20 protein-coding genes are annotated in these 20423 nt (G+C 64.0%); 13 read left to right on the top strand and 7 right to left on the bottom strand.

Annotation, left to right across the window (positions count from 1 at the left end):
• Positions 1–233: 233 nt before the first annotated feature.
• Positions 234–1928, bottom strand: a complete 1695-nt coding sequence (locus ACFPN5_RS18550) for a methyl-accepting chemotaxis protein (RefSeq protein ID WP_379785262.1) — start codon at positions 1926–1928, stop codon at positions 234–236.
• Between the two features lie 248 nt (positions 1929–2176).
• On the opposite strand from ACFPN5_RS18550, the gene ACFPN5_RS18555 reads away from it, so the two are divergent.
• Both ACFPN5_RS18555 and ACFPN5_RS18560 read left to right on the top strand, forming a co-directional pair.
• Positions 2177–3511 (top strand): amidohydrolase, encoded by a 1335-nt coding sequence (locus ACFPN5_RS18555; RefSeq protein ID WP_379785263.1) that lies wholly within the window; start codon positions 2177–2179, stop codon positions 3509–3511.
• A gap of 196 nt (positions 3512–3707) precedes the next feature.
• Positions 3708–5306, top strand: a complete 1599-nt coding sequence (locus ACFPN5_RS18560; protein ID WP_379785264.1) for an FAD-dependent oxidoreductase — start codon at positions 3708–3710, stop codon at positions 5304–5306.
• Positions 5307–5392: 86 nt separating this feature from the next.
• Here the strand turns inward: ACFPN5_RS18560 and ACFPN5_RS18565 are convergent, their stop codons facing one another.
• Complete coding sequence (locus ACFPN5_RS18565) at positions 5393–7108, bottom strand: methyl-accepting chemotaxis protein (protein WP_379785265.1); 1716 nt, start codon at positions 7106–7108, stop codon at positions 5393–5395.
• Between the two features lie 265 nt (positions 7109–7373).
• Between ACFPN5_RS18565 and ACFPN5_RS18570 the strand changes: the two genes are divergently transcribed.
• The 7 genes from ACFPN5_RS18570 to ACFPN5_RS18600 all read left to right on the top strand — a co-directional run bounded on the left by ACFPN5_RS18570 (position 7374) and on the right by ACFPN5_RS18600 (position 13280).
• Entirely contained in the window at positions 7374–9059 is a 1686-nt protein-coding gene (locus tag ACFPN5_RS18570) for a CTP synthase (RefSeq protein WP_379785266.1), read from the top strand.
• The gene (gene kdsA / locus ACFPN5_RS18575; RefSeq protein ID WP_379785267.1) at positions 9056–9913 is read left to right on the top strand and encodes a 3-deoxy-8-phosphooctulonate synthase; all 858 of its coding nucleotides are present in this window, start codon (positions 9056–9058) and stop codon (positions 9911–9913) included. Before ACFPN5_RS18570 ends, kdsA begins: the two co-directional genes overlap by 4 nt.
• Positions 9914–10014: 101 nt before the next feature.
• Positions 10015–11298: a phosphopyruvate hydratase gene (gene eno / locus ACFPN5_RS18580; RefSeq protein WP_379785268.1), complete on the top strand. Its 1284-nt coding sequence runs from the start codon at positions 10015–10017 to the stop codon at positions 11296–11298.
• Positions 11299–11380: 82 nt separating this feature from the next.
• Positions 11381–11749: a cell division protein FtsB gene (gene ftsB / locus ACFPN5_RS18585; RefSeq protein ID WP_379785269.1), complete on the top strand. Its 369-nt coding sequence runs from the start codon at positions 11381–11383 to the stop codon at positions 11747–11749.
• 5 nt (positions 11750–11754) lie between these two features.
• Positions 11755–12024 (top strand): helix-turn-helix domain-containing protein, encoded by a 270-nt coding sequence (locus ACFPN5_RS18590; RefSeq protein ID WP_379785270.1) that lies wholly within the window; start codon positions 11755–11757, stop codon positions 12022–12024.
• A 243-nt stretch (positions 12025–12267) separates the two neighbouring features.
• Positions 12268–12672 (top strand): DUF3224 domain-containing protein, encoded by a 405-nt coding sequence (locus ACFPN5_RS18595; protein WP_379785271.1) that lies wholly within the window; start codon positions 12268–12270, stop codon positions 12670–12672.
• Between the two features lie 128 nt (positions 12673–12800).
• On the top strand, positions 12801–13280 hold the full coding sequence (locus ACFPN5_RS18600) for a VOC family protein (protein WP_379785272.1): 480 nt from the start codon (positions 12801–12803) through the stop codon (positions 13278–13280).
• A gap of 10 nt (positions 13281–13290) precedes the next feature.
• Here the strand turns inward: ACFPN5_RS18600 and ACFPN5_RS18605 are convergent, their stop codons facing one another.
• From ACFPN5_RS18605 to ACFPN5_RS18620, 4 genes are all read right to left on the bottom strand, one after another.
• Positions 13291–13926, bottom strand: a complete 636-nt coding sequence (locus ACFPN5_RS18605; protein ID WP_379785273.1) for a DUF1294 domain-containing protein — start codon at positions 13924–13926, stop codon at positions 13291–13293.
• 246 nt (positions 13927–14172) lie between these two features.
• A complete protein-coding gene (locus tag ACFPN5_RS18610; protein WP_379785274.1) occupies positions 14173–14679 on the bottom strand; it encodes a Dps family protein in 507 nt (168 codons plus the stop codon).
• Positions 14680–14850: 171 nt separating this feature from the next.
• Complete coding sequence (gene hslO / locus ACFPN5_RS18615; protein WP_379785275.1) at positions 14851–15804, bottom strand: Hsp33 family molecular chaperone HslO; 954 nt, start codon at positions 15802–15804, stop codon at positions 14851–14853.
• A 3-nt stretch (positions 15805–15807) separates the two neighbouring features.
• Complete coding sequence (locus ACFPN5_RS18620; protein ID WP_379785276.1) at positions 15808–16332, bottom strand: gamma carbonic anhydrase family protein; 525 nt, start codon at positions 16330–16332, stop codon at positions 15808–15810.
• A gap of 174 nt (positions 16333–16506) precedes the next feature.
• On the opposite strand from ACFPN5_RS18620, the gene ACFPN5_RS18625 reads away from it, so the two are divergent.
• Positions 16507–17385 carry an alpha/beta fold hydrolase gene (locus tag ACFPN5_RS18625; protein WP_379785277.1) on the top strand — a complete coding sequence of 293 codons (879 nt, stop codon included), beginning with the start codon at positions 16507–16509 and terminating at the stop codon, positions 17383–17385.
• 12 nt (positions 17386–17397) lie between these two features.
• Here ACFPN5_RS18625 and ACFPN5_RS18630 read toward each other — a convergent pair whose 3' ends face one another.
• Positions 17398–17796, bottom strand: a complete 399-nt coding sequence (locus ACFPN5_RS18630) for a GFA family protein (RefSeq protein ID WP_379785278.1) — start codon at positions 17794–17796, stop codon at positions 17398–17400.
• A gap of 125 nt (positions 17797–17921) precedes the next feature.
• On the opposite strand from ACFPN5_RS18630, the gene ACFPN5_RS18635 reads away from it, so the two are divergent.
• The 3 genes from ACFPN5_RS18635 to ACFPN5_RS18645 all read left to right on the top strand — a co-directional run bounded on the left by ACFPN5_RS18635 (position 17922) and on the right by ACFPN5_RS18645 (position 20409).
• Positions 17922–18755, top strand: coding sequence for a 3',5'-nucleoside bisphosphate phosphatase (locus ACFPN5_RS18635; protein WP_379785279.1), 834 nt, complete (start codon positions 17922–17924; stop codon positions 18753–18755).
• 128 nt (positions 18756–18883) lie between these two features.
• A complete protein-coding gene (htpX, locus tag ACFPN5_RS18640) occupies positions 18884–19789 on the top strand; it encodes a protease HtpX (protein WP_379785281.1) in 906 nt (301 codons plus the stop codon).
• The gene (locus ACFPN5_RS18645) at positions 19786–20409 is read left to right on the top strand and encodes an L-threonylcarbamoyladenylate synthase (protein ID WP_379785282.1); all 624 of its coding nucleotides are present in this window, start codon (positions 19786–19788) and stop codon (positions 20407–20409) included. Before htpX ends, ACFPN5_RS18645 begins: the two co-directional genes overlap by 4 nt.
• The last annotated feature ends 14 nt before the right edge of the window (positions 20410–20423 follow it).

Here is a 20423-nt window from a genome sequence, read left to right on the forward strand (position 1 = left end):
GGCCGATGTCGCGGCCGCCCTGTGGTGCCACGATGCACTGGCGTAGGCTGAGACCGCGTGGGCGGAGCTCACCCTACGCCAGTGCATCGTTCCCGTGGCAAAAGAGCGTTAACGGCCCGCCCTTGTAGGGTGGGCTCCGCCCACGCGGTCTGACCCTGTGAACATCGGCGAAGCCAACCGCAAAAAAAAACGCCCGGCAAAGCGGGCGGCTCTTTACGACGCGTTGGCGCCGATCAGAAGGTTTCCCATTCATCCGCCTCGACCCGCTTCGCCTGGCGGCTCGGCGCTGCCGGCGCAGTTGGCCTGGAAGCGCGCAGGGCCGGGGCAGGGCGGGCGGCAACCGCACGCTTCGGCTGGGCAGCAGGCGCCGCCAGCGCCGGGCCGGCCAGCTTGAACACGCCGACCACCTGCGCCAGTTTGGCCGCCTGGTCCTGCATCGAAGCCGCCGCTGCCGCCGATTCCTCGACGAGTGCCGCGTTCTGCTGGGTGACCTGGTCCATCTGGCCAATGGCCTGGTTTACCTGCTCGATGCCGCCGGTCTGCTCGGCACTGGCGTGGGTAATCTCGGCCATGATGTCGGTGACGCGGCGGATCGATTCCACCACCTGTTCCATCGTCGCGCCGGCCTGGTCGACCAGCTTCGCGCCGGCGTCGACCTTGTCCACCGAGTCGCCGATCAGCACCTTGATTTCCTTGGCGGCGGCAGCCGAGCGCTGGGCCAGGTTGCGCACTTCCGACGCCACCACGGCAAAGCCGCGGCCCTGTTCGCCGGCACGCGCCGCTTCCACGGCGGCGTTCAGCGCCAGGATGTTGGTCTGGAAGGCGATGCCGTCGATGACGCCGATGATGTCGACGATCTTGCGCGACGATTCGTTGATCGAACCCATGGTCGTAATGACCTGGCCGACCACCGCGCCGCCCTGCGCCGCGACTTCGGAAGCCGTGATCGACAGCTGGTTCGCCTGGCGCGCGTTGTCGGCGTTCTGGCGCACGGTCGTCGTCAGTTCTTCCATCGAGGCGGCGGTCTCTTCCAGCGCGCCGGCCTGCTGTTCGGTGCGGCTCGAGAGGTCGAGGTTGCCGGCCGTGATTTCGGCCGAGCCGGTGGCGATCGTGTCGGTACCGTTGCGCACCTGGGTCACGATGGCGACCAGGCTGTCGTTCATGTGGCGCAGGGCGCGCAGCAGGGCGCCGGTTTCGTCCTTGGCGCCGGCATCGACGCTACGGGTCAGGTCGCCGCCGGCAACGGTTTCCGCCAGTTCCAGGGCGGCGCGGATCGGACGGGTGATGCCGGTGGTGAGCAGCCACGACAGGATGGCGCCGAGCAGCACCGCGCAAGCGGTCAGCGCGGCGATGATGGCGGTGCTGCGCTCGGCCGTGGCGTCGATTGCCTTGGCGGTCGCATCGATGCTGCTGCGCTGCATGACCACCAGCTCGTGCAGCAGTTCCTGGTACACCCTGGCGGCCGGGGTGAAGCCCTGGTCGAGCAGGCGCGCCGCTTCTTCCTCGTTGCCCTCGGCCTTGGCCTTGACGGCGCCGTCGCGCGAGGCGCTATAGATCTTGCGCTGGTCGAGGATCTTCGCGAACAGGGCTTTTTCCTGCTCGCCCGTGACTAGCGGCTCGATCTGCTTCAGCAGCTCGGCGGCCTTCTTCACCGAGGCGGCCGCGTCTTCCTTGAAATACGGGCCCAGCGCCGGGTCGGTGCTCTTGACGATGGCGGCGGTGCGGCGGATCGAGGCGTAGTTCAGGCTGTACCAGTCGGTAATCAGGCGCTCTTTCGTCAGCGGCGCGGCCATCATGGTGCGGGTGGACTCGGCCACTTCGTTGAGGCGCCAGATGCCGGCGCAGGCGATCAGCACGGTCATGGCCAGGATGAGCGCGAAGCCGAGACCGAGGCGCTTGCCGATCTTGATGTTGGAGATGAAGCCCATTACAGCATTCCTTCTGGTTTTGTTGGGGTTGGAGGTCGGGGAGGTAGCGGATTCTAAGTCGTCGGCAACTGTTACTGCTAGTAAAAAATTGATGCAAGGAAATTTTTACGACACTTTTGCTGATTAGTCTTGCCACGTTAATTGTTAAATATTGCGTTGCAGCAATGAATTTGTTAGGCTTGCGGCCCTCGTGGATCTGCACTAGATTCTGTCTCACCCGCGCCACGTCGCGCCCTTGGAAAAAAATCATGAAATCATCTGTCCGACTCGTTCAATCGCTCCTGCTGGCTGGCGTCATCGGCGGCGCCGCCCACGCCGCCCACGCCGCAGCGCTGCCGCCCGCATTCACGGCCCAGCTCGACAAGGATTATCCGGCCATCGAAGCCCTCTACCAGGACCTGCACCGCAACCCGGAACTGGCCTTCAACGAACACCAGACCGCAAAGAAACTCGCTGAACGCGTCAAGGCCCTCGGTTTTGAAGTCACCACCGGCGTGGGCGGCACCGGTATCGTCGCGATCCTGAAGAACGGCCCGGGCCCGGTCGCGATGCTGCGCACCGAACTCGATGCGCTGCCGGTGCTGGAAAAGACCGGCCTGCCGTTCGCCAGCACCGCGACCGGCAAGAACGCGGCCGGCGAGACCGTGCCGGTGATGCACGCCTGCGGCCACGACGTGCACATGGCGGCCTGGTACGCCACGGCGAAACTGATGGCGGAAAACCGCAAGGCGTGGAGCGGCACCCTGATGCTGGTCGGCCAGCCGGCCGAGGAACCGCTGAAGGGTTCGGCCGCGATGATCAAGGACGGCCTGCTCAAGCGCTTCCCGAAGCCTGACTATGCTCTCTCGATGCATGACGAAGGCACCCTGCCGGCAGGCCAGGTCGGCTACCGCGCCGGCCACTTCCGCGCCTCGGCCGATACGGTCACCATCACCATCCACGGCCAGGGCGGCCATGGCGCCACGCCACAGGAAACGCGCGACCCGGTCGTCATGGCGGCACGTGTCGTGATGGCGCTGCAGACCCTGGTCTCGCGCGAGAACAACCCGGCCGACCCGGTCGTGATCACCGTCGGCGCCATCAACGGCGGCACCCAGGCCAACATCGTGCCCGACCAGGTCAAGCTGCTGCTGACGGTGCGTACCTACAAGCCGGAAGTGCGCAAGCGCGTGCTGGCCAGCATCGTGCGTGAAGTTGAAGGCACGGCGCAGGCCGCCGGCGCACCGAAGAAGCCGCAGGTCGACATCGTGCCGGGCGCCGATTCGGTCTACAACGATCCGGAACTGGTGGCACGCGCGGTGACGGCAATGCAGGGCGCGCTGGGCACCGAGAACGTGGTCGAGATGCCGGCCAAGATGACGTCGGAAGACTTCGCCAACTTCGGCCAGGCCGGGATCAAGTCGGTCCTGCTGCACGTGGGCGCGGTCGAGCCGAAGAAGCTGGCGGCAGCGCGCGCGGCAGGCAAGTACCCGCCGGGCACCCACTCGCCGCAGTGGGCGCCGGAATTCAAGCCAACCGTGCGCTCGTTCATCACGGCGGAAACGGCGATCCTGCTGGATTTGCTCAAGCCGGGTCAGAAGTAATGTAGTTGGGCGCCCCCGTGTGGGGCGGTAGTAAGGGACGCCGGCGCAATGCCGGCGTTGCTGTTTGTGGTTGGCGGTCGACGCATCGTTATCGACGGGAGATGCGCCAACCTACACAGCGCCCGCTGCGCGCAATGAGGACTATATTCAGCTTTGGCACAACGCTATTCCTTTATCCGACAAAGAAGGGGGATGTATGTTGCTGAATACAAACGGTAGTTCGACGTCGGCCTGGATGGCCACCGCGTCCGTTCCGGAATATCCGCCGCTGCAGGCGGACGCCGCCGCCGACGTGTGCGTCATCGGCGCCGGCATCGCGGGCCTCACCAGCGCTTATCTGCTGGCACGCGAGGGCAGGAAGGTCATCCTGATCGACGCCTACGGGGTCGGGGCCGGCGAAACCGGCCGCACCACGGCCCATTTCTTTCCGCCGGACGAGTGGTATGCCGGGCTGGAAGAATCGTTCGGCGCCAATGCCGCCAGGCTCGTCGCCGACAGCTACGCGGCCGCAACCAGCCTGGTCGAGTCGATCGTCGCAAAAGAGGGCATCGATTGCGAGTTCGAGCGCATCGATGGTTTCCTGTATGCACTGCCCGGCAACGGCTTCAAGGACTTCGAGAAGGAGCGCGATGCGGCGCTGCGTGCGGGCGTGAAGGCCGAACTGCTGCCGCGCGTACCGGGCCTCGGTTTCGACACGGGATTCTGCGTGCGTTATCCGGGCCAGGCCCAGTTCCACCCGCTCAAGTACCTGGCCAGGCTGGCGAACGCTGTCGTGCGCATGGGCGGCGCGATCCATGGCGGCACGCTCGCCCATGACATCCGCGGATCGGGCACCACCCAGCTCGTCATGACCAGCCGCGGCACGATCGGCGCCGAAGCGGTGGTCGTGGCGACCAACACGCCGTTCAACCACCGGGTCGTGATGCATACCAAGCAGGCCGGCTACCGTACCTATGTCGTCGCCTTGCGGGTGCCGAAAGGCGCGGTCCCGCGCATCCTGCTCTGGGATACGGGCGACCCCTACTATTATGTGCGCCTCGCGACCCTCGGCGCAGACAGCACGCACGAGCTCCTGATCGTGGGCGGGGCCGACCACAAGGTCGGGCAGGACAGCCATCCCGAGCACCGCTACGACGAGATCGAGCGCTGGGTGCGCGTGCACTTCCCGATGGCGCAGGAGGTCGCCTACCGCTGGTCCGGCGAGGTGATGGAACCGAACGACCGCATGGCCTACCTCGGGCGCGATCCCACGGCCGGCAGGAACCGTTACCTGATCACGGGCGACTCCGGTAACGGCATGACCCACTGCACGGCGGGCGCGATGCTGGTGACGGACCTGATCGCGGGGCGGGCGAATCCATGGCAGGCCATCTACGATCCCGGGCGCAAGGGCGTGCACGGCATCCGTGACTTCGTTGCGGAGCAGGCGAATATCATGACGCAGTATGGCGACTGGTTCACCGGCGGCGAGGTCGAATCGGCCGCCGCTATCGCGCCGGGCGAGGGGGCGATCGTCCGCGAAGGCATGCACAAGCTGGCCATGTACCGGGACGCGGCGGGAGACCTGCACGCGCTGTCGGCCACCTGCACGCACCTGGGCTGCGTGGTGCACTGGAACTCGGCGGAGCGCTCGTGGGACTGCCCCTGCCACGGCTCGCGCTTCGACGTGGAGGGCAGGGTGCTGCATGGCCCGGCGGCGCGGGCGCTGGAAAGGGTCGAGCGCGAAGCCGGCGGGAGTGTGCCGGGAGGCGCCGGGCAGGGACCAGCGCAGGAGCGGCGGCCGCCACCAGGGTAAGTCGCTGCCGTTACGGCAAACTGCCGCGAGCAAAAAAAAAGCCGCCCAGCGATGAGCCGGGCGGCTTTCGTGCTTTTTTTACCTGATCAAAACGCTTCCCATTCGTCGGCTGTCGCCTTCGCGCGCGACGCTGGCTGGACGACGCGCTTGACGGCCGGCCCGGCCGGCGCTGCTGCCGCACGCGCGGCCAGCGCAGGACGTACCGCAACGGCGCGCGTTGGCACAACCGCGGCCTGTAATGCGGCGGTTGCGGCGCCGTCGAGCTTGAACACACCGACAGCCTGCGCCAGTTTGGCCGCCTGGTCCTGCATCGAGGCCGCCGCTGCCGCCGATTCCTCGACCAGCGCGGCGTTCTGCTGGGTCGCTTCGTCCATCTGGCCGATGGCCTGGTTTACCTGCTCGATGCCGCCGGTCTGCTCGGCACTGGCGTGGGTGATCTCGGCCATGATGTCGGTGACGCGGCGGATCGATTCCACCACCTGTTCCATCGTCGCGCCGGCCTGGTCGACCAGCTTCGCGCCGGCGTCGACCTTGTCCACCGAGTCGCCGATCAGCACCTTGATTTCCTTGGCGGCGGCGGCCGAGCGCTGGGCCAGGTTGCGCACTTCCGACGCCACCACGGCAAAGCCGCGGCCCTGTTCGCCGGCACGCGCCGCTTCCACGGCGGCGTTCAGCGCCAGGATGTTGGTCTGGAAGGCGATGCCGTCGATGACGCCGATGATGTCGACGATCTTGCGCGACGATTCGTTGATCGAACCCATGGTCGTGATGACCTGGCCAACCACCGCGCCGCCCTGCGCCGCGACTTCGGAAGCCGTGATCGACAGCTGGTTCGCCTGGCGCGCGTTGTCGGCGTTCTGGCGCACGGTCGTCGTCAGTTCTTCCATCGAGGCGGCGGTTTCTTCCAGCGAAGCTGCCTGCTGCTCGGTGCGGCTCGAGAGGTCGAGGTTGCCGGCGGCGATTTCGCTCGATGCCCCGGCGATGGTGTCGGTGCCACCGCGTACTTCAGTGACGATGCGCACCAGGCTGTCGTTCATGTGGCACAGGGCGCGCAGCAGGGCGCCCGTTTCGTCCTTCGCGGTGGCGTCGATGGACCGGGTCAGGTCGCCGCTGGCAACGGTTTCAGCCAAAGTGACGGCCTGGCGGATCGGCCGCACGATGCCGCGCGTGAGCAGCCACGAAACGATCGCGCCAAGCAGGACGGACACGGCGGCCAGTCCGATCATCAGCGTGGTGCCGAAGTCGGACGTGGCCTTGATGCCGCGTGCCGTGGCACTGATGTGGTCGTGCTGCATTTGCACCAGTTGACGCACCGATTCCTGGTAGGCCTTGGCAGTCGGGGTAAACGAGTCGTCAAGGATTTTCGTGGCCAGTTCCTGATCGCCATCGGCCTTGGCCTTGACGGCACTGTCGCGCGCCTCGCCATAGCGCTTGCGCTGCTCGCTGATCTTCTTGAACAGCGCGGTTTCCTCAGGTCCTTCGATCAGGGGTTCGATCTGCTTCACGAGTTCGGCCGACACCTTGCCGGTAGCGGCGGCGTCTTCCTTGAAATACGGGCCCAGCGACGGATCGCTGCTCTTGACGATCGCCGCCGTGCGGCGCACCGCCGCGAAGATCTGCGTGTACCACTCGGTAATCATGCGCTCTTTGGCAAGGGGCTGGGCGAGAATGTTCTCGGTGTCGGCAGCGACCTTGTTCAGGCGCCAGACGCCTGCCGCGGCCATGAGGACGGACATGGCCAGTGTCAGGGCGAAGCCGATGGCCAGCCGTTTGCCGATGTTCAAATTATTAAAGAAACCCATAGCGCTCTTTGTACAAACAGGTGAAGGAAAGCGCCGATGTTACATTGATTAAGGGAAATATCTATTTCTTTAATTCATTTCTTGAGATGTTGTGCGGCAACTTTCCAACAGTCGTTATCAATACTGAAAAATTGCCGACTGGAAGTTGGCTTTGCGTGAGAAATCCCTTCCGTTGCCGCACGGGGCGCCTTGATGTGAAGAAGTACCCGGCCTTTTAAGGTATAATTTCTATTTCCCGCGCGTGCCGTTCGGCACCTTCAGCACAATGACCAAATTTGTATTCGTCACTGGCGGCGTCGTCTCTTCCCTGGGCAAGGGAATCGCGGCCGCTTCTCTTGCCGCGATCCTCGAATCGCGCGGTCTCAAAGTCACCATGCTCAAGCTCGATCCCTACATTAACGTGGATCCGGGCACGATGAGCCCGATGCAGCACGGCGAAGTCTTCGTGACCGACGACGGCGCCGAGACCGACCTCGACCTCGGCCACTACGAGCGCTTCATCAGCACCCGCATGAAAAAGGTGAACAACTTCACCACCGGCCAGATCTACGAATCGGTGATCCGCAAGGAACGTCGCGGCGAGTACCTCGGCAAGACCGTGCAGGTGATCCCGCACATCACTAACGAAATCCAGGATTACATCCGCCGCGGCGCCGAAGGCGTCGACGTGGCGCTGGTCGAAATCGGCGGCACCGTCGGCGACATCGAATCGCTGCCCTTCCTGGAAGCGGCGCGCCAGCTGTCGCTGCGCTCGGGCCGCAGGTCGACCGCGTTCGTGCACCTGACCCTGGTGCCCTACATCGCCTCGGCCGGTGAACTGAAAACCAAGCCGACCCAGCACAGCGTGCAGAAGCTGCGCGAGATCGGCATTTCGCCGAACGCGCTGCTGTGCCGTGCCGACCGCCCGATTCCCGACGACGAGCGCGCCAAGATTTCGCTGTTCGCCAACGTCGAAGAGCAGGCCGTCATCTCCGTGTGGGACGTCGACACCATCTACAAGGTGCCGCAGGTACTGCACGACCAGGGCCTGGACGACATCATCCTGGAAGCGCTGGACATCCAGGCGCCGCCGGCCGACCTGTCGATGTGGACCAAGCTGATCTACACGCTGGAAAACCCGAAGCGCGAAGTCACGATCGGCATGGTCGGCAAGTATGTCGACCTGACCGAATCGTACAAGTCGCTGACCGAAGCGCTGCGCCACGCCGGCATCCACACCGAAAGCCGCGTCAACATCGAATACCTCGACTCGGAAGAAATCGAATCGAAGGGCTGCGATCACCTGTCCAAGTACGATGCGATCCTCGTTCCCGGCGGCTTCGGCAAGCGCGGCGTGGAAGGCAAGATCATGGCCGCGCGCTATGCCCGTGAAAACAAGATCCCCTACCTCGGCATTTGCCTGGGCATGCAGGTCGCGCTGATCGAATACGCGCGCCACATGGCCGGCCTGCCGAACGCGAACTCCACCGAGTTCGACCTCGACACCGACCAGCCGGTAGTCGCCCTCATCAACGAGTGGCAGAACCACGACGGTAAAGTGGAGCAGCGCGACGAGAACTCGGACCTGGGCGGCACCATGCGCCTGGGCGCCCAGACCTGCGCGGTGAACCCGGGCACGCTGGCCGCCGAGATCTACGGCAGCGTCGTCACCGAGCGTCACCGCCACCGCTACGAAGCGAACAACCACTACCTGCCGAAGGTGGAAGCGGCCGGCCTCGTCGTCGCGGCGCGTACCCCGAACGAAGACCTGTGCGAAATCATGGAATTGCCGCGCACCGGAGCGAATTCGCACCCGTGGTACATGGGCGTGCAGTTCCACCCTGAATTCAAGTCGACCCCGCGCAGCGGCCACCCGCTGTTCACGTCGTTCATCCAGGCGGCGCTCAGGCACCAGTCGGAAAACACGCCGGCAGCCGCCAATGCGCCCGCATTGCAAGGAGATGCAGCATGAAACTTTGCGGCTTTGAAGTAGGCCAGGACCAGCCAATTTTCCTGATCGCCGGCACCTGCGTGATCGAATCGCGCCAGATGGCGATGGACGTCGCCGGCACGCTGAAAGAGATCACTTCGGCGCTGGGCATCCCGTTCATCTATAAATCGTCGTTCGACAAGGCGAACCGCTCGTCGGGCACCTCGTTCCGCGGCCCCGGCCGCGAGAAGGGCCTGGAGATCCTGGCCGACGTGAAGAAGACGCTGGGCGTGCCGGTGCTGACCGACGTCCACACCGAGGAAGAGATTCCTGAAGTGGCAAGTGTCGTCGACGTGCTGCAAACTCCGGCTTTCCTGTGCCGCCAGACCGATTTCATCAACGCATGCGCCCGTTCGGGCCTGCCGGTGAACATCAAGAAGGGCCAGTTCCTGGCCCCGGGCGACATGAAGAACGTGATTGATAAAGCACGGGCGGCCGCAGCTGCCGCTGGGCTGAATCAGGACAACTTCATGGCCTGCGAACGCGGTGCCTCGTTCGGCTACAACAACCTGGTCTCGGACATGCGTTCGCTCGCCATCATGCGCGAATCGAATTGCCCGGTGGTGTTCGACGCCACCCACTCGGTGCAGCTGCCGGGCGGGCAGGGCACGTCCTCGGGCGGCCAGCGTGAACACATCCCGGTGCTGTCGCGCGCCGCGGTGGCAGCCGGCATTGCCGGCCTGTTCATGGAAACCCACCCGGACCCGGCGAATGCCCTGTCCGACGGCCCGAACGCGGTGCCGCTGGGCCGCATGAAGGAGCTGCTCACCACCCTGGTCGAACTCGACCGCGTGGTTAAGCGTGCGGGCTTCCTCGAGACCAGTTTCAAGGCATAATTGCTTATTGAGATTATTAAGCTTGCAAGTCGAGGCGCCCTCATAGGCGCCTCGACTTGCATGTGCGACAGGATTTTCTACCTATCTGGAGTGTAAAAACCATGAGTGCTATCGTTGATATTATCGGCCGCGAAATCATTGACTCGCGCGGCAATCCGACCGTCGAATGCGACGTGCTGCTCGAATCGGGCGTGATGGGCCGCGCGGCTGTGCCGTCGGGCGCCTCGACCGGCTCGCGCGAAGCGATCGAGCTGCGCGACGGCGACCCGAAGCGTTACTTCGGCAAGGGCGTGCTGCAGGCCTGCGAGAACATCAACACCGAAATCAGCGAAGCAATCATGGGCCTGGACGCCAACGAACAGGCCTTCCTCGACCGCACCCTGATCGACCTGGACGGCACGGAGAACAAGAGCCGCCTGGGCGCGAACGCCATGCTGGCCGTCTCGATGGCCGTTGCGAAAGCCGCCGCTGAAGAAGCCGGCCTGCCGCTGTACCGCTATTTCGGCGGTTCGGGCGCGATGCAGATGCCAGTGCCGATGATGAACGTGATTAACGGCGGCGCGCACGCCGACAACAACCTGGACATCCAGGAATTCATGATCATCCCGGTCGGCGCCCCGTCGTTCAAGGAAGCGATCCGCTACGGCGCCGAGGTGTTCCACACCCTGAAAAAGATCCTGCACTCGAAGGGCCTGTCCACCGCGGTCGGCGACGAAGGCGGCTTTGCGCCATCCGTGAAGGACCATGAAGAAGCGATCAAGCTGATCATGCAGGCGATTGAGGAAGCCGGCTATGAAGCCGGCACCCAGATCGCCATCGGCCTGGACTGCGCCGCGAGCGAATTCTACAAGGACGGCAAGTACCACCTGGAAGGCGAAGGCCTGCAGCTCACCGCAACCGACTTCACCAACATGCTCTCGACCTGGGTCGACAAGTATCCGATCATCTCGATCGAAGACGCGATGCATGAAGGCGACTGGGAAGGCTGGGCCACGCTGACCGCCGCCCTGGGCAAGCGCGTGCAGCTGGTCGGCGACGACCTGTTCGTCACCAACACCAAGATCCTGAAAGAGGGCATCCAGAAGGGCATCGCCAACTCGATCCTCATCAAGATCAACCAGATCGGCACCCTGACCGAGACCTTCGCCGCCATCGAGATGGCCAAGCGCGCCGGCTACACCGCGGTGATTTCGCACCGTTCGGGCGAGACCGAGGACTCGACCATTGCCGACATCGCCGTTGGCCTGAACGCCCTGCAGATCAAGACCGGCTCGATGTCGCGTTCGGACCGCATGGCCAAGTACAACCAGTTGCTGCGCATCGAGGAAGACCTGGGCGACGTCGCCAGCTACCCTGGCCGTGACGCGTTCTACAATTTGAAGTAAGCTTGAAGTAAGTCAACATAGTTGTTATCAGTAAATATCGCGGGCTCGCCAGATTGGCGGTCCTGCGATATAACCTCCCCCCATGCGCCTCATCACCCTCGCCCTTGCTGCCCTGCTGTTGCTGATCCAATACCCGTTATGGCTGGGGAAGGGCGGCATGCTGGCTGTTTCCGACCTGAAGGGCCAGCTCACCATGGCACAGCTGCGCACCGACGCGCTCAAGGCGCGCAACGCCAAGCTCGACTCCGAAGTGCGCGACCTGCGCGAAGGCACCGGCGCCGTCGAGGAACGCGCGCGCCTGGAACTGGGCATGATCAAGCAGAACGAAATTTTTGTTCAGGTGCTGCGCAAGGACGAGCAGCCGCTCGAATCGATGACCGTGCCGCCGCCTCCGCCGCCACCGAAGCCGGGCAAGGACGGCAAGCCCGCCGCCGCCGGGCCTACCCACTGATATCCATGACGCACCCTGATCCTGCCGCCTCGCTGACGACGCTCGAAGCACTGACCGCCTACCTGGCCGCCGCCTTCGACAGCGGCGACGGCGCCGCGCTGGCCGAGGCGCTCGCGGTTGCCGCGCATGCCGAAGGCACGGCCCACCTGGCCGCCGCTGCCGGCCTGCCGCAAGCCGAACTGCGCCACGCCTTTGCCACCGGCGAAATGAGCATGGCCACGACGCTGGCGGTGATGAAGGTGATCGACCTGCACATGCCGGGCACACCGCACTAAAGTCCTGCCTGAACCCGTAGGGTGGACGGCTCTGCCGTCCACGCGTTCAACCATTGCTGGCATCAACTCGACCATGCTCCGCGCCATATCACCCGTGCGTTGAACGCGTGGGCGGCGCATGTGGAGCAGGTACGCACCTTCCCGGGTATAGCCGACCAACCTACGCTTGCCTGATAAATCGCTGATCTGCCAACCAGAATGGCCTAGAATGTTCGCTATCTTTCACCACAAAGGAAGCGCACCATGAGCCAGCAACATGCCGCCGGACCCTTCGACGTCACCCTCACCCCGCAAGGCGAGCCCACTGTCCTGAATGGCGCCACGACCGGCCGCATGGCAATCGACAAGCTCTACCACGGCGACCTGAACGGGCGCGGTTCCGGCGAAATGCTGTCGGCCCTGACCATCACCGAGGGCTCGGCCGGCTATGTGGCGATCGAACGGGTGACGGGCACGCTGCACGGGCGCACCGGCAGCTTCGTCCTTCAGCACTCGGGCACGATGGCGCGCGGCGCGCAGCAGCTGTCGATTACCGTGGTGCCCGATTCCGGCACCGACGAGCTGGCAGGCCTCAGCGGCACCATGCGCATCCGCATCGAGGAGCGCAACCACTTCTACGAGTTCGATTACATCTTGCCGGAACTGTGAGCCTGCGACGCGTCCAGCCCTCGCAGTACCGCTCCTGTTCTTGATCCCGGTCGCGATTCCTGGCGCGGTCGCGTGGATCGCCGCCGGCATTGACCGGTCCAAGCTCCATTACACATCGGAGAAATGACATGGCCAGCAAAAATACGGTTTGCCTCTGGTTCGACGGCACGGCCCTCGAGGCCGCGCAGTTCTACGCAGCAACCTTCCCCGACAGTGCCGTGACGGCGGTCCATCGCGCCCCTGGCGACTACCCCGCGGGCAAGCAGGGCGATGTGCTGACGGTCGAGTTTACAGTGATGGGCATCCCTTGCCTCGGCCTGAACGGCGGACCGGGCGTCCAGCACAGCCAGGCTTTCTCCTTCCAGGTAGCGACCGACGACCAGGAGGAAACCGACCGCCTGTGGAATGCGATCATCGACAACGGCGGCCGGGAAAACGTCTGCGGCTGGTGCCAGGACAAGTGGGGGCTGTCGTGGCAGATCACGCCACGCGCCCTGGTTGCCGCGATTACCGATCCGGACCCGGCGGTGGCGAAGCGCTCGTTCGAGGCGATGATGCAGATGGGGAAAATCGACATTGCCGCGATCGAAGCGGCCCGGCGCGGCTGACCTTGAGGGGTCAAGCCGACGCGAGAATCGATCGTAATGCGTCGGATCCGGACGGGGACAACAGCCAGCCGAGTGCGGCGCAGTTGGCGGCAACCGTCAGCCAGAACATCGTGCGGAAGGATTCTTTCTTCGACTTGTGCCGAAGTAGCTGTTGCGCCAACAGAGCGCCTGGCCATCCCCCGACGAGTCCGAACATGTGCAAGGTACTTTCCGGGGTTCGCCACTCGTTATTCTGCGCCGCGGATTTGTCGAACGCGTAGGCGATGAAAGCAGCGGCACTCAAGCCAAGGTAGGCGCCAAGGACCACGGGCGGCAATGTTCCGGTAACGACGAAAGCGGCAACGAGTGCAAGGAAACCGGCTGCCGTCACCAGCGATCCCCCACTTGGACGGGGGGCAGTTGGACGTGATGCCCGGGCACGAGCGAATGAGACATGCTCGGCGCGTGGCTGCCCCTTCTCGTTGCTGCCCAGTTCATACGTGACGATATCGTCATTTGCGGGGCGGGGCCCTCGGTTGGCGAACGATTTGATATGGACAAAGACGGCTGGCCCGCCACCATTCGGGGAAATAAAACCGAATCCCTGATCATCCTTCCAGGACGTTATCTTTCCTTGGTATCGGGGCGTTGGGTTGCCTCTCATCATGCTATTCCTGTCGTTCAGATGAGAATAGTGTAGTAGCTGATTTGCCTGTGATCAATAGTTTATTCAAAAGCGCAGGCTTGCATTGCCGGGTTTGGCAACCTGCACGCTTACGAGGATGAGATTCGGAAGGGAATGAAACTGAAGTGCGAGCAGCTCGTCTCGCCGGCGAAGCCGACGATTTCGTGCTTGTGAATGTCGAGCTCGCCGCGGTCGATCAAATGCCGGCCGCGGCAAGCCGGTGTCGAATTAGTCCGACGAGGCCTCGCCCTGCGTCGAGCCGGCGCCCTGTTCGAGGAAGGAGCGCAGCATCCAGGCGTTCTTCTCGTGCACTTCCATGCGGGTGGTCAGCATGTCGGCGGTCGGGTAGTCGTCGAGCTCGTCGGCGATCTTCACGCCGGCGCGCAGGGTGCGGATCAGGGTTTCGTTGCCGTCGACCAGCTGGCGGATCATTTCCTTGGCCGAGAGCACGTCCGGCTCTTCCGAGATGCTCGACAGCTCGGCATAGCGCTTGTAGGTAGCCGGTGCGAAATGGCCCAGCGCGCGAATGCGCTCGGCGATGTCGTCCAGGGCGTTCCACTGTTCGGTATATTGCTCTTCAAACATCACGTGCAAGGTCGAGAACATCGGACCGGTGACGTTCCAGTGGAAATTGTGCGTCTTCAGGTAAAGCATGTAGGCGTCTGCCAGGACGGTCGAGAGCGACTCGACGATTTTGGCGCGGTCTTCGGTGCTGATTCCAGTATCCATGTGCATTGCATTTCTCCAGTGGTAAGTGTCAGTGTTTGGTGGAAATAACAACACTGCTGATGATGCAACAGCTTAGCACTGGCGAAAAAACTTGTGACACGGCGCCCCGGTTCAATCCCGGGACAGCGGAGCGACGCGCAACCAGTTTCCCGGCGCGCGTTCCCTTCCTACTGATGCTTAATTGATGCTGCCGCTGGGCGGGAGCATGGTTTCGACCGGGACATCGCTGGCAAACAGCTGCGCGCAGTCGACCTTGTCGAAGGAATAATGCTTGCCGCAGAAGTCGCAGTTGATGCCCAGTTCGCCCAGGTCCGCCAGGGCCGATTCGACTTCCGGCTGGCCCAGCATCTTGAGCATGTTGCCGACTTTTTCGCGCGTGCATCCGCAATGGAATTGCGGATGCGCCGGGTCGAACACACGGATCGTCTCTTCCCAGAACAGGCGGTTGAGCAGGGTTTCGATGTCGGTGCTGAGCAGTTCCTCGCGTTTCAGCGTGCTGCCGAGCACGACCGCGCGGTTCCAGGTTTCCAGGTCTTCCTCGGCGCTGGCCTGGGCGGTCTGGTCATCCTTGCCGCTGTGGCGCGGCAGTTTTTGCAGCAGCATGCCGCGCGAGACCTGGTCGTCGGCCGCCAGCCACAGCCTCGTGTCCAGCTGTTCCGAACGCAGCATGTAGTTTTCGATCACGGTCGCGATGTCGTCGCCGTCGAGCGGCACGATGCCCTGGTAGGGCTGCTGGCCCGGCATCTTCTCGAGCGGGTCGAGCGTGATCACGAAGCGCCCGAGGCGGTTGACGTTGAGCAGCTCGGTCATGGTGGCGTCGTCCGCCACCTCGGCGTCCGGCGCCAGTTTTGCCGTGGCGCGGATGCGCAAGTCGGCGTCGCACTCGACCACCATCAGGCGCACCGGTCCATGGCCGTGGATCTGCATCACGATCGAGCCGTTGAATTTCAGGTTGGCCGACAGCAGGGCGCTTGCCGCCACCATTTCGCCGAGCATGGACCGCACGGCTTTCGGGTAGCCGTGGCGGGCCTGGATCTCGCGCCAGGTGTCGGATATCTCGACCAGCTCGCCGCGCACGGCGGCGTTGTCGAAGATGAATTTCTGCAGGGTGTCCTTGGTGTCTACTGTCATTGTCTATCCGATTTTCTTGAGCTGCGCCTTGAATGTCTGGCCGCGTTCTACATAACTGGCGGCATTGCCTTGCAGGCGCAGCAGGTCTTCTTCCGTGAGGGTACGCACCACTTTCGCGGGCGTACCGAGTATCAGCGAGTTGTCGGGGAAGGCTTTGCCTTCGGTGACGAGGGCGCCGGCCCCGACCAGGCAGCCCTTGCCGATCGTTGCGCCGTTCAGGATCACGGCCTGGATGCCGATGAGCGAACCGTCGCCCACCGTGCAGCCGTGCAGCATGGCCTGGTGGCCGACCGTCACCCCTTTGCCGAGCGTCAGCGGGTAGCCCATGTCGGTGTGCATCACCGTGCCTTCCTGGACGTTGCTGTTTTCCCCGATCGTGATGCGCTCGTTGTCGCCGCGAATCGTGACGCCGAACCAGACTGAAGCGTTCGCCTCGACGGTCACTTTGCCGATCAGGTTGGCCGAGTCGGCGACGAAGGCCGACGCATCGATCTCGGGCGCATGTTCGCCCAGCTGGTAAATAGCCATGGATATGCTCGCGAAAGGGGTGAGATGACGCTATTTTACGCCCTCGCGCCCGCTGGGGTTGCACATCGCCGCCAATGAGGGGAAATGGGGATGACCGGCAGGAATTCAACCGTCGGCATATAATTGCCCATCCGTTGCGAACGGTCGTACTTTTTTATTTCTTTTGAGCTTCCTATGAAACCGTCCCGATCCGAATTCCTGACCGTGCGTGGCCTGCGCACCCACGTGCGCCATTGGGGCCGCGAGGGCGCGCCGACCATTTTCATGACGCACGGCTGGATGGACATGTCCGCTTCGTTCCAGTTCATCGTCGATGCCCTCCAGGGGGACTGGCATGTGATCGCGTTCGACTGGCGCGGCTTCGGCCTCACCGAGCGCACACCTTCGGATACCTACTGGTTCCCGGACTATGTCGCCGACCTCGACTTTATCCTCGAGCATTACGCGCCGAACCAGCCCGTGAACCTGCTCGGGCACAGCATGGGCGGCAACATCGTCAGCATTTATGCGGGCGTGCGTCCCGAGCGCGTCGGCAAGCTGATCAACCTGGAAGGCATCGGGTTGATGGGCGCGAAACCCGAGCAGGCGCCCAAGCGCATCGCGAAATGGCTGCAGGAGCTGCGCACGCCGCCCGTGATGCGCGGTTATGCCAGCCTGGAAGAGGTAGCGGGGCGCCTGCAGAAAACCAATCCACGCCTGCCGGGCGAGCGCGCGGCCTTCCTGGCCAAGCACTGGTCGGCGCGCAATGCGGCAGGCGAGTACGAGATCCTGGGCGACCCGGCGCACAAGATGCCGGGGCCGCTGCTGTATCACCTCGACGAGATGATCGCCTCCTGGCGCCGCATCACGGCGCCAGTGCTGTGGGTCGAGGCGGCGGAAACGGAGATGTGGAAGTGGATGGGGCCGCAGGAAGAGATGCGCGCGGAGGTCGATCGCCGGCTGGCGCATTTTGCCAGGGTGGAGAAGCATATCGTGCCGGAGGCGGGGCATATGCTGCACCACGACCAGCCGGAGGTGCTGGCGGGGTTGATCGAGGGGTTTTTGGGGCGTTGATCGGGTGACCGGCTACAGGTGCCGAATCTCACTCGGCGGCGTCACCCAGTTATCGTTGCGGCCGTCGATGTAGCGGATCGGCGCCGCCATCAGCGCATCGACCGGCAGGTCGTCCAGGCTGGCCACTGTGACCGCGTAAAACGGCCCGGTACGCAGTGCGTCGCCGGTCGACCAGACGTGGATGCCGCAGTGCCGGCAAAAGCAGTGGCCGTCGCGCTTTGTGTGGAAGCGGTATTCGCTGACGGCGTCGCCGCCCTTGATCAGGCGAAACCGTGACGGCGGCACCACGAACGCCCAGAAGCGCATCTTGGTGCAAATCGAGCAGTTGCATTTGATCGTGCCTGCGGACAAGTCGATGTCCGCCTCGTAACGTATCGCGCCGCAATGGCAGCTGCCTTGGCAAGTCTTCATATTCTTTCCTGTTGAGACAGCAACTCTAGCATGGCGGCAATCGGTAACGGTCCCGGTAACCGGCTGCGCCTCACCTGGCATTGCGGCGTACAATGTTTGCTCGTCCAGGAACCTGTTAGCGCGCCATGTTGAAAGTCGATCTCCACTGCCATTCGAACGTTTCCGACGGTGTGCTCGCACCCGCTCCCCTGGCCGCGTACGCGCGCAAGGGTGGGGTCGATGTCTGGGCGCTGACCGATCACGACGAAATCAAAGGCATCAAGGCCGCGCGCGTGGCTGCTGCGGAGCAGGGGATGCGTTTCGTGCCCGGTGTCGAGATTTCCGTCACCTGGGCCAACCAGACCGTTCACCTGGTCGGCCTGCAGGTCAATGAAGACCACCCGGCCCTTTTGGCCGGGTTGGCGGCAACCCGCAGCGGGCGCGATGCACGCGGACGCGAGATCGCGGCCCAGCTCGATGCCGTCGGTATTCCGGACGCCTACGAAGGCGCGCTGAAATACGTCGGCAATCCGGATTTGCTGTCGCGCACCCATTTCGCCCGCTACCTGGTCGAATGCGGCAAGTGCGATACGACGACCGAAGTCTTCCGCAAGTTCCTCACCGAAGGCAAACCGGGTTATGTGCCGCACCGCTGGGCCACGCTGGCCGATGCGATGGGCTGGATCCGCAGCGCCGGCGGCATTCCCGTCATTGCCCACCCCGGGCGCTACAAGTTCACGCAAACGGCCGAGGACGTGCTATTCGACGAGTTCCGCCAGTTGGGCGGCAACGCGATCGAGGTCGTCACGGGCAGCCACACGCCCGACCAGTACGCGACCTATGCCGAAGTGGCGCGCCGCTACGGGTTTCTTGCCTCGCGCGGGACGGACTTTCATGCGCCGGGCGAGGCGCGGGTCGAGTTCGATGCCTTGCCGCCTTTGCCGGCGAGCGTGAAGCCCGTCTGGCACGACTGGTTTTGATCCGGGATTGGTAGGGTGGGCGTTCCCGGCTCCCTTAAGCCAACCATAAGCCTCCACCCTTGAATTTTCCGACTGGCACCCTTATCTTGGCAGCCTGTTAACGTCATTTCTCCTCCGGAGGCACTTCCATGAAGCGCATAGTCCTGTTCCTGGCCACCAACCTCGCGGTTGTGCTGGTGCTGACGGTCGTCCTGAACCTGCTCGGGGTCGGACGTGCGGTGAGCGCGCAGGGGATCGACGTCGGCGCGCTGGCCGTGTTTTCGCTGGTGGTCGGCTTCACCGGCTCGATCATTTCGCTGCTGATGAGCAAACCGATGGCCAAATGGTCGACCGGCGCACGCGTCATCGAGCATCCCCAGAATTCCACCGAGCTCTGGCTCGTCAATACCGTACGGCGCCTGGCCGACCGGGCCGGCATCGGCATGCCGGAAGTGGCCGTGTACGACGGCGAGCCGAACGCTTTCGCCACCGGCGCTTTTAAAAATTCAGCGCTGGTCGCCGTGTCGACCGGGCTGCTGGAAGGCATGAGCCAGGACGAGGTCGAAGCCGTGCTCGGCCATGAAGTGGCGCACATCGCCAACGGCGACATGATCACGCTCACGCTGATCCAGGGCGTGGTGAATACCTTCGTCGTGTTCCTGGCGCGCGTGGTCGGCTTCTTTGTCGACAAGGTGCTGCTGCGCGGTAACGAAGACCGCGGCCCGGGCATCGGCTACATGGTGACCGTATTCGTCTGCGAGATCCTGTTCGGTCTGGTGGCCTCGATCATCGTGGCCTGGTTCTCGCGCAAGCGCGAGTTCCGCGCCGACGCCGGTTCGGCCCAGTTGCTCGGAAGCGCGGTGCCGATGCAGCACGCGCTGGCCCGCCTGGGCGGCCTGCAGCCGGGTGCACTGCCGTCGTCGATGAGCGCTTCGGGCATCTCCGGCAGCGGTGGCGGCTGGGGTGCGCTGTTCTCGACCCACCCGCCGATGGAGGAGCGCATCGCAGCCCTGCAGGCGCTCAGGTCCTCCTCCGCGCAGGCGGGTGCACGATGAGCCAATTCTTCCAGATCCATCCAGAGAACCCGCAAGCACGACTCATCAAGCAGGCAGCGCAGATCATCCGCTCCGGCGGCGTGGTCGCGCTGCCGACCGATTCGGCCTATGCGCTCGTGTGCCAGTTGGATGATAAAAGCGCCGTCGAGAAGCTGCGCCGCATCCGCGGCATCGACGACAAGCACCACCTGACGCTGCTGTGCCGCGACCTGTCCGAGATCGCGCAGTACGCGCGCGTCGACAACAGCCAGTACCGCGTGCTGAAGGCAACGCTGCCGGGCCCGTACACCGTCATCCTGGAAGCGACGCGCGAAGTGCCGCGCCGCCTGTCGCACCCGTCGCGCAAGACCATCGGCCTGCGGGTCCCAGAAAACCTCATCACGCTGGCGCTGCTCGAGGAGCTGGGCGAGCCGCTGATCGGCACCACGCTGCAACTGCCGGGCGACGAGCACATGCTGTCGGACCCCGACGAAGTCCGTGACCGCCTGGAAAAGCTGGTCGAGCTGGTGATCGACGGCGGCGCCGGCACGCTGGAAGCGACCACGATCGTCGACCTCACCGGTTCCGAGCCGGTGCTGGTGCGCGAAGGCCGCGGTGATCCTTCCCTGTTCGGACTCTGACGGAAGCTCGATGA

The sequence above is a fragment of the Massilia niabensis genome, from assembly GCF_042655085.1.
GTDB lineage: Bacteria > Pseudomonadota > Gammaproteobacteria > Burkholderiales > Burkholderiaceae_D > Telluria > Telluria niabensis.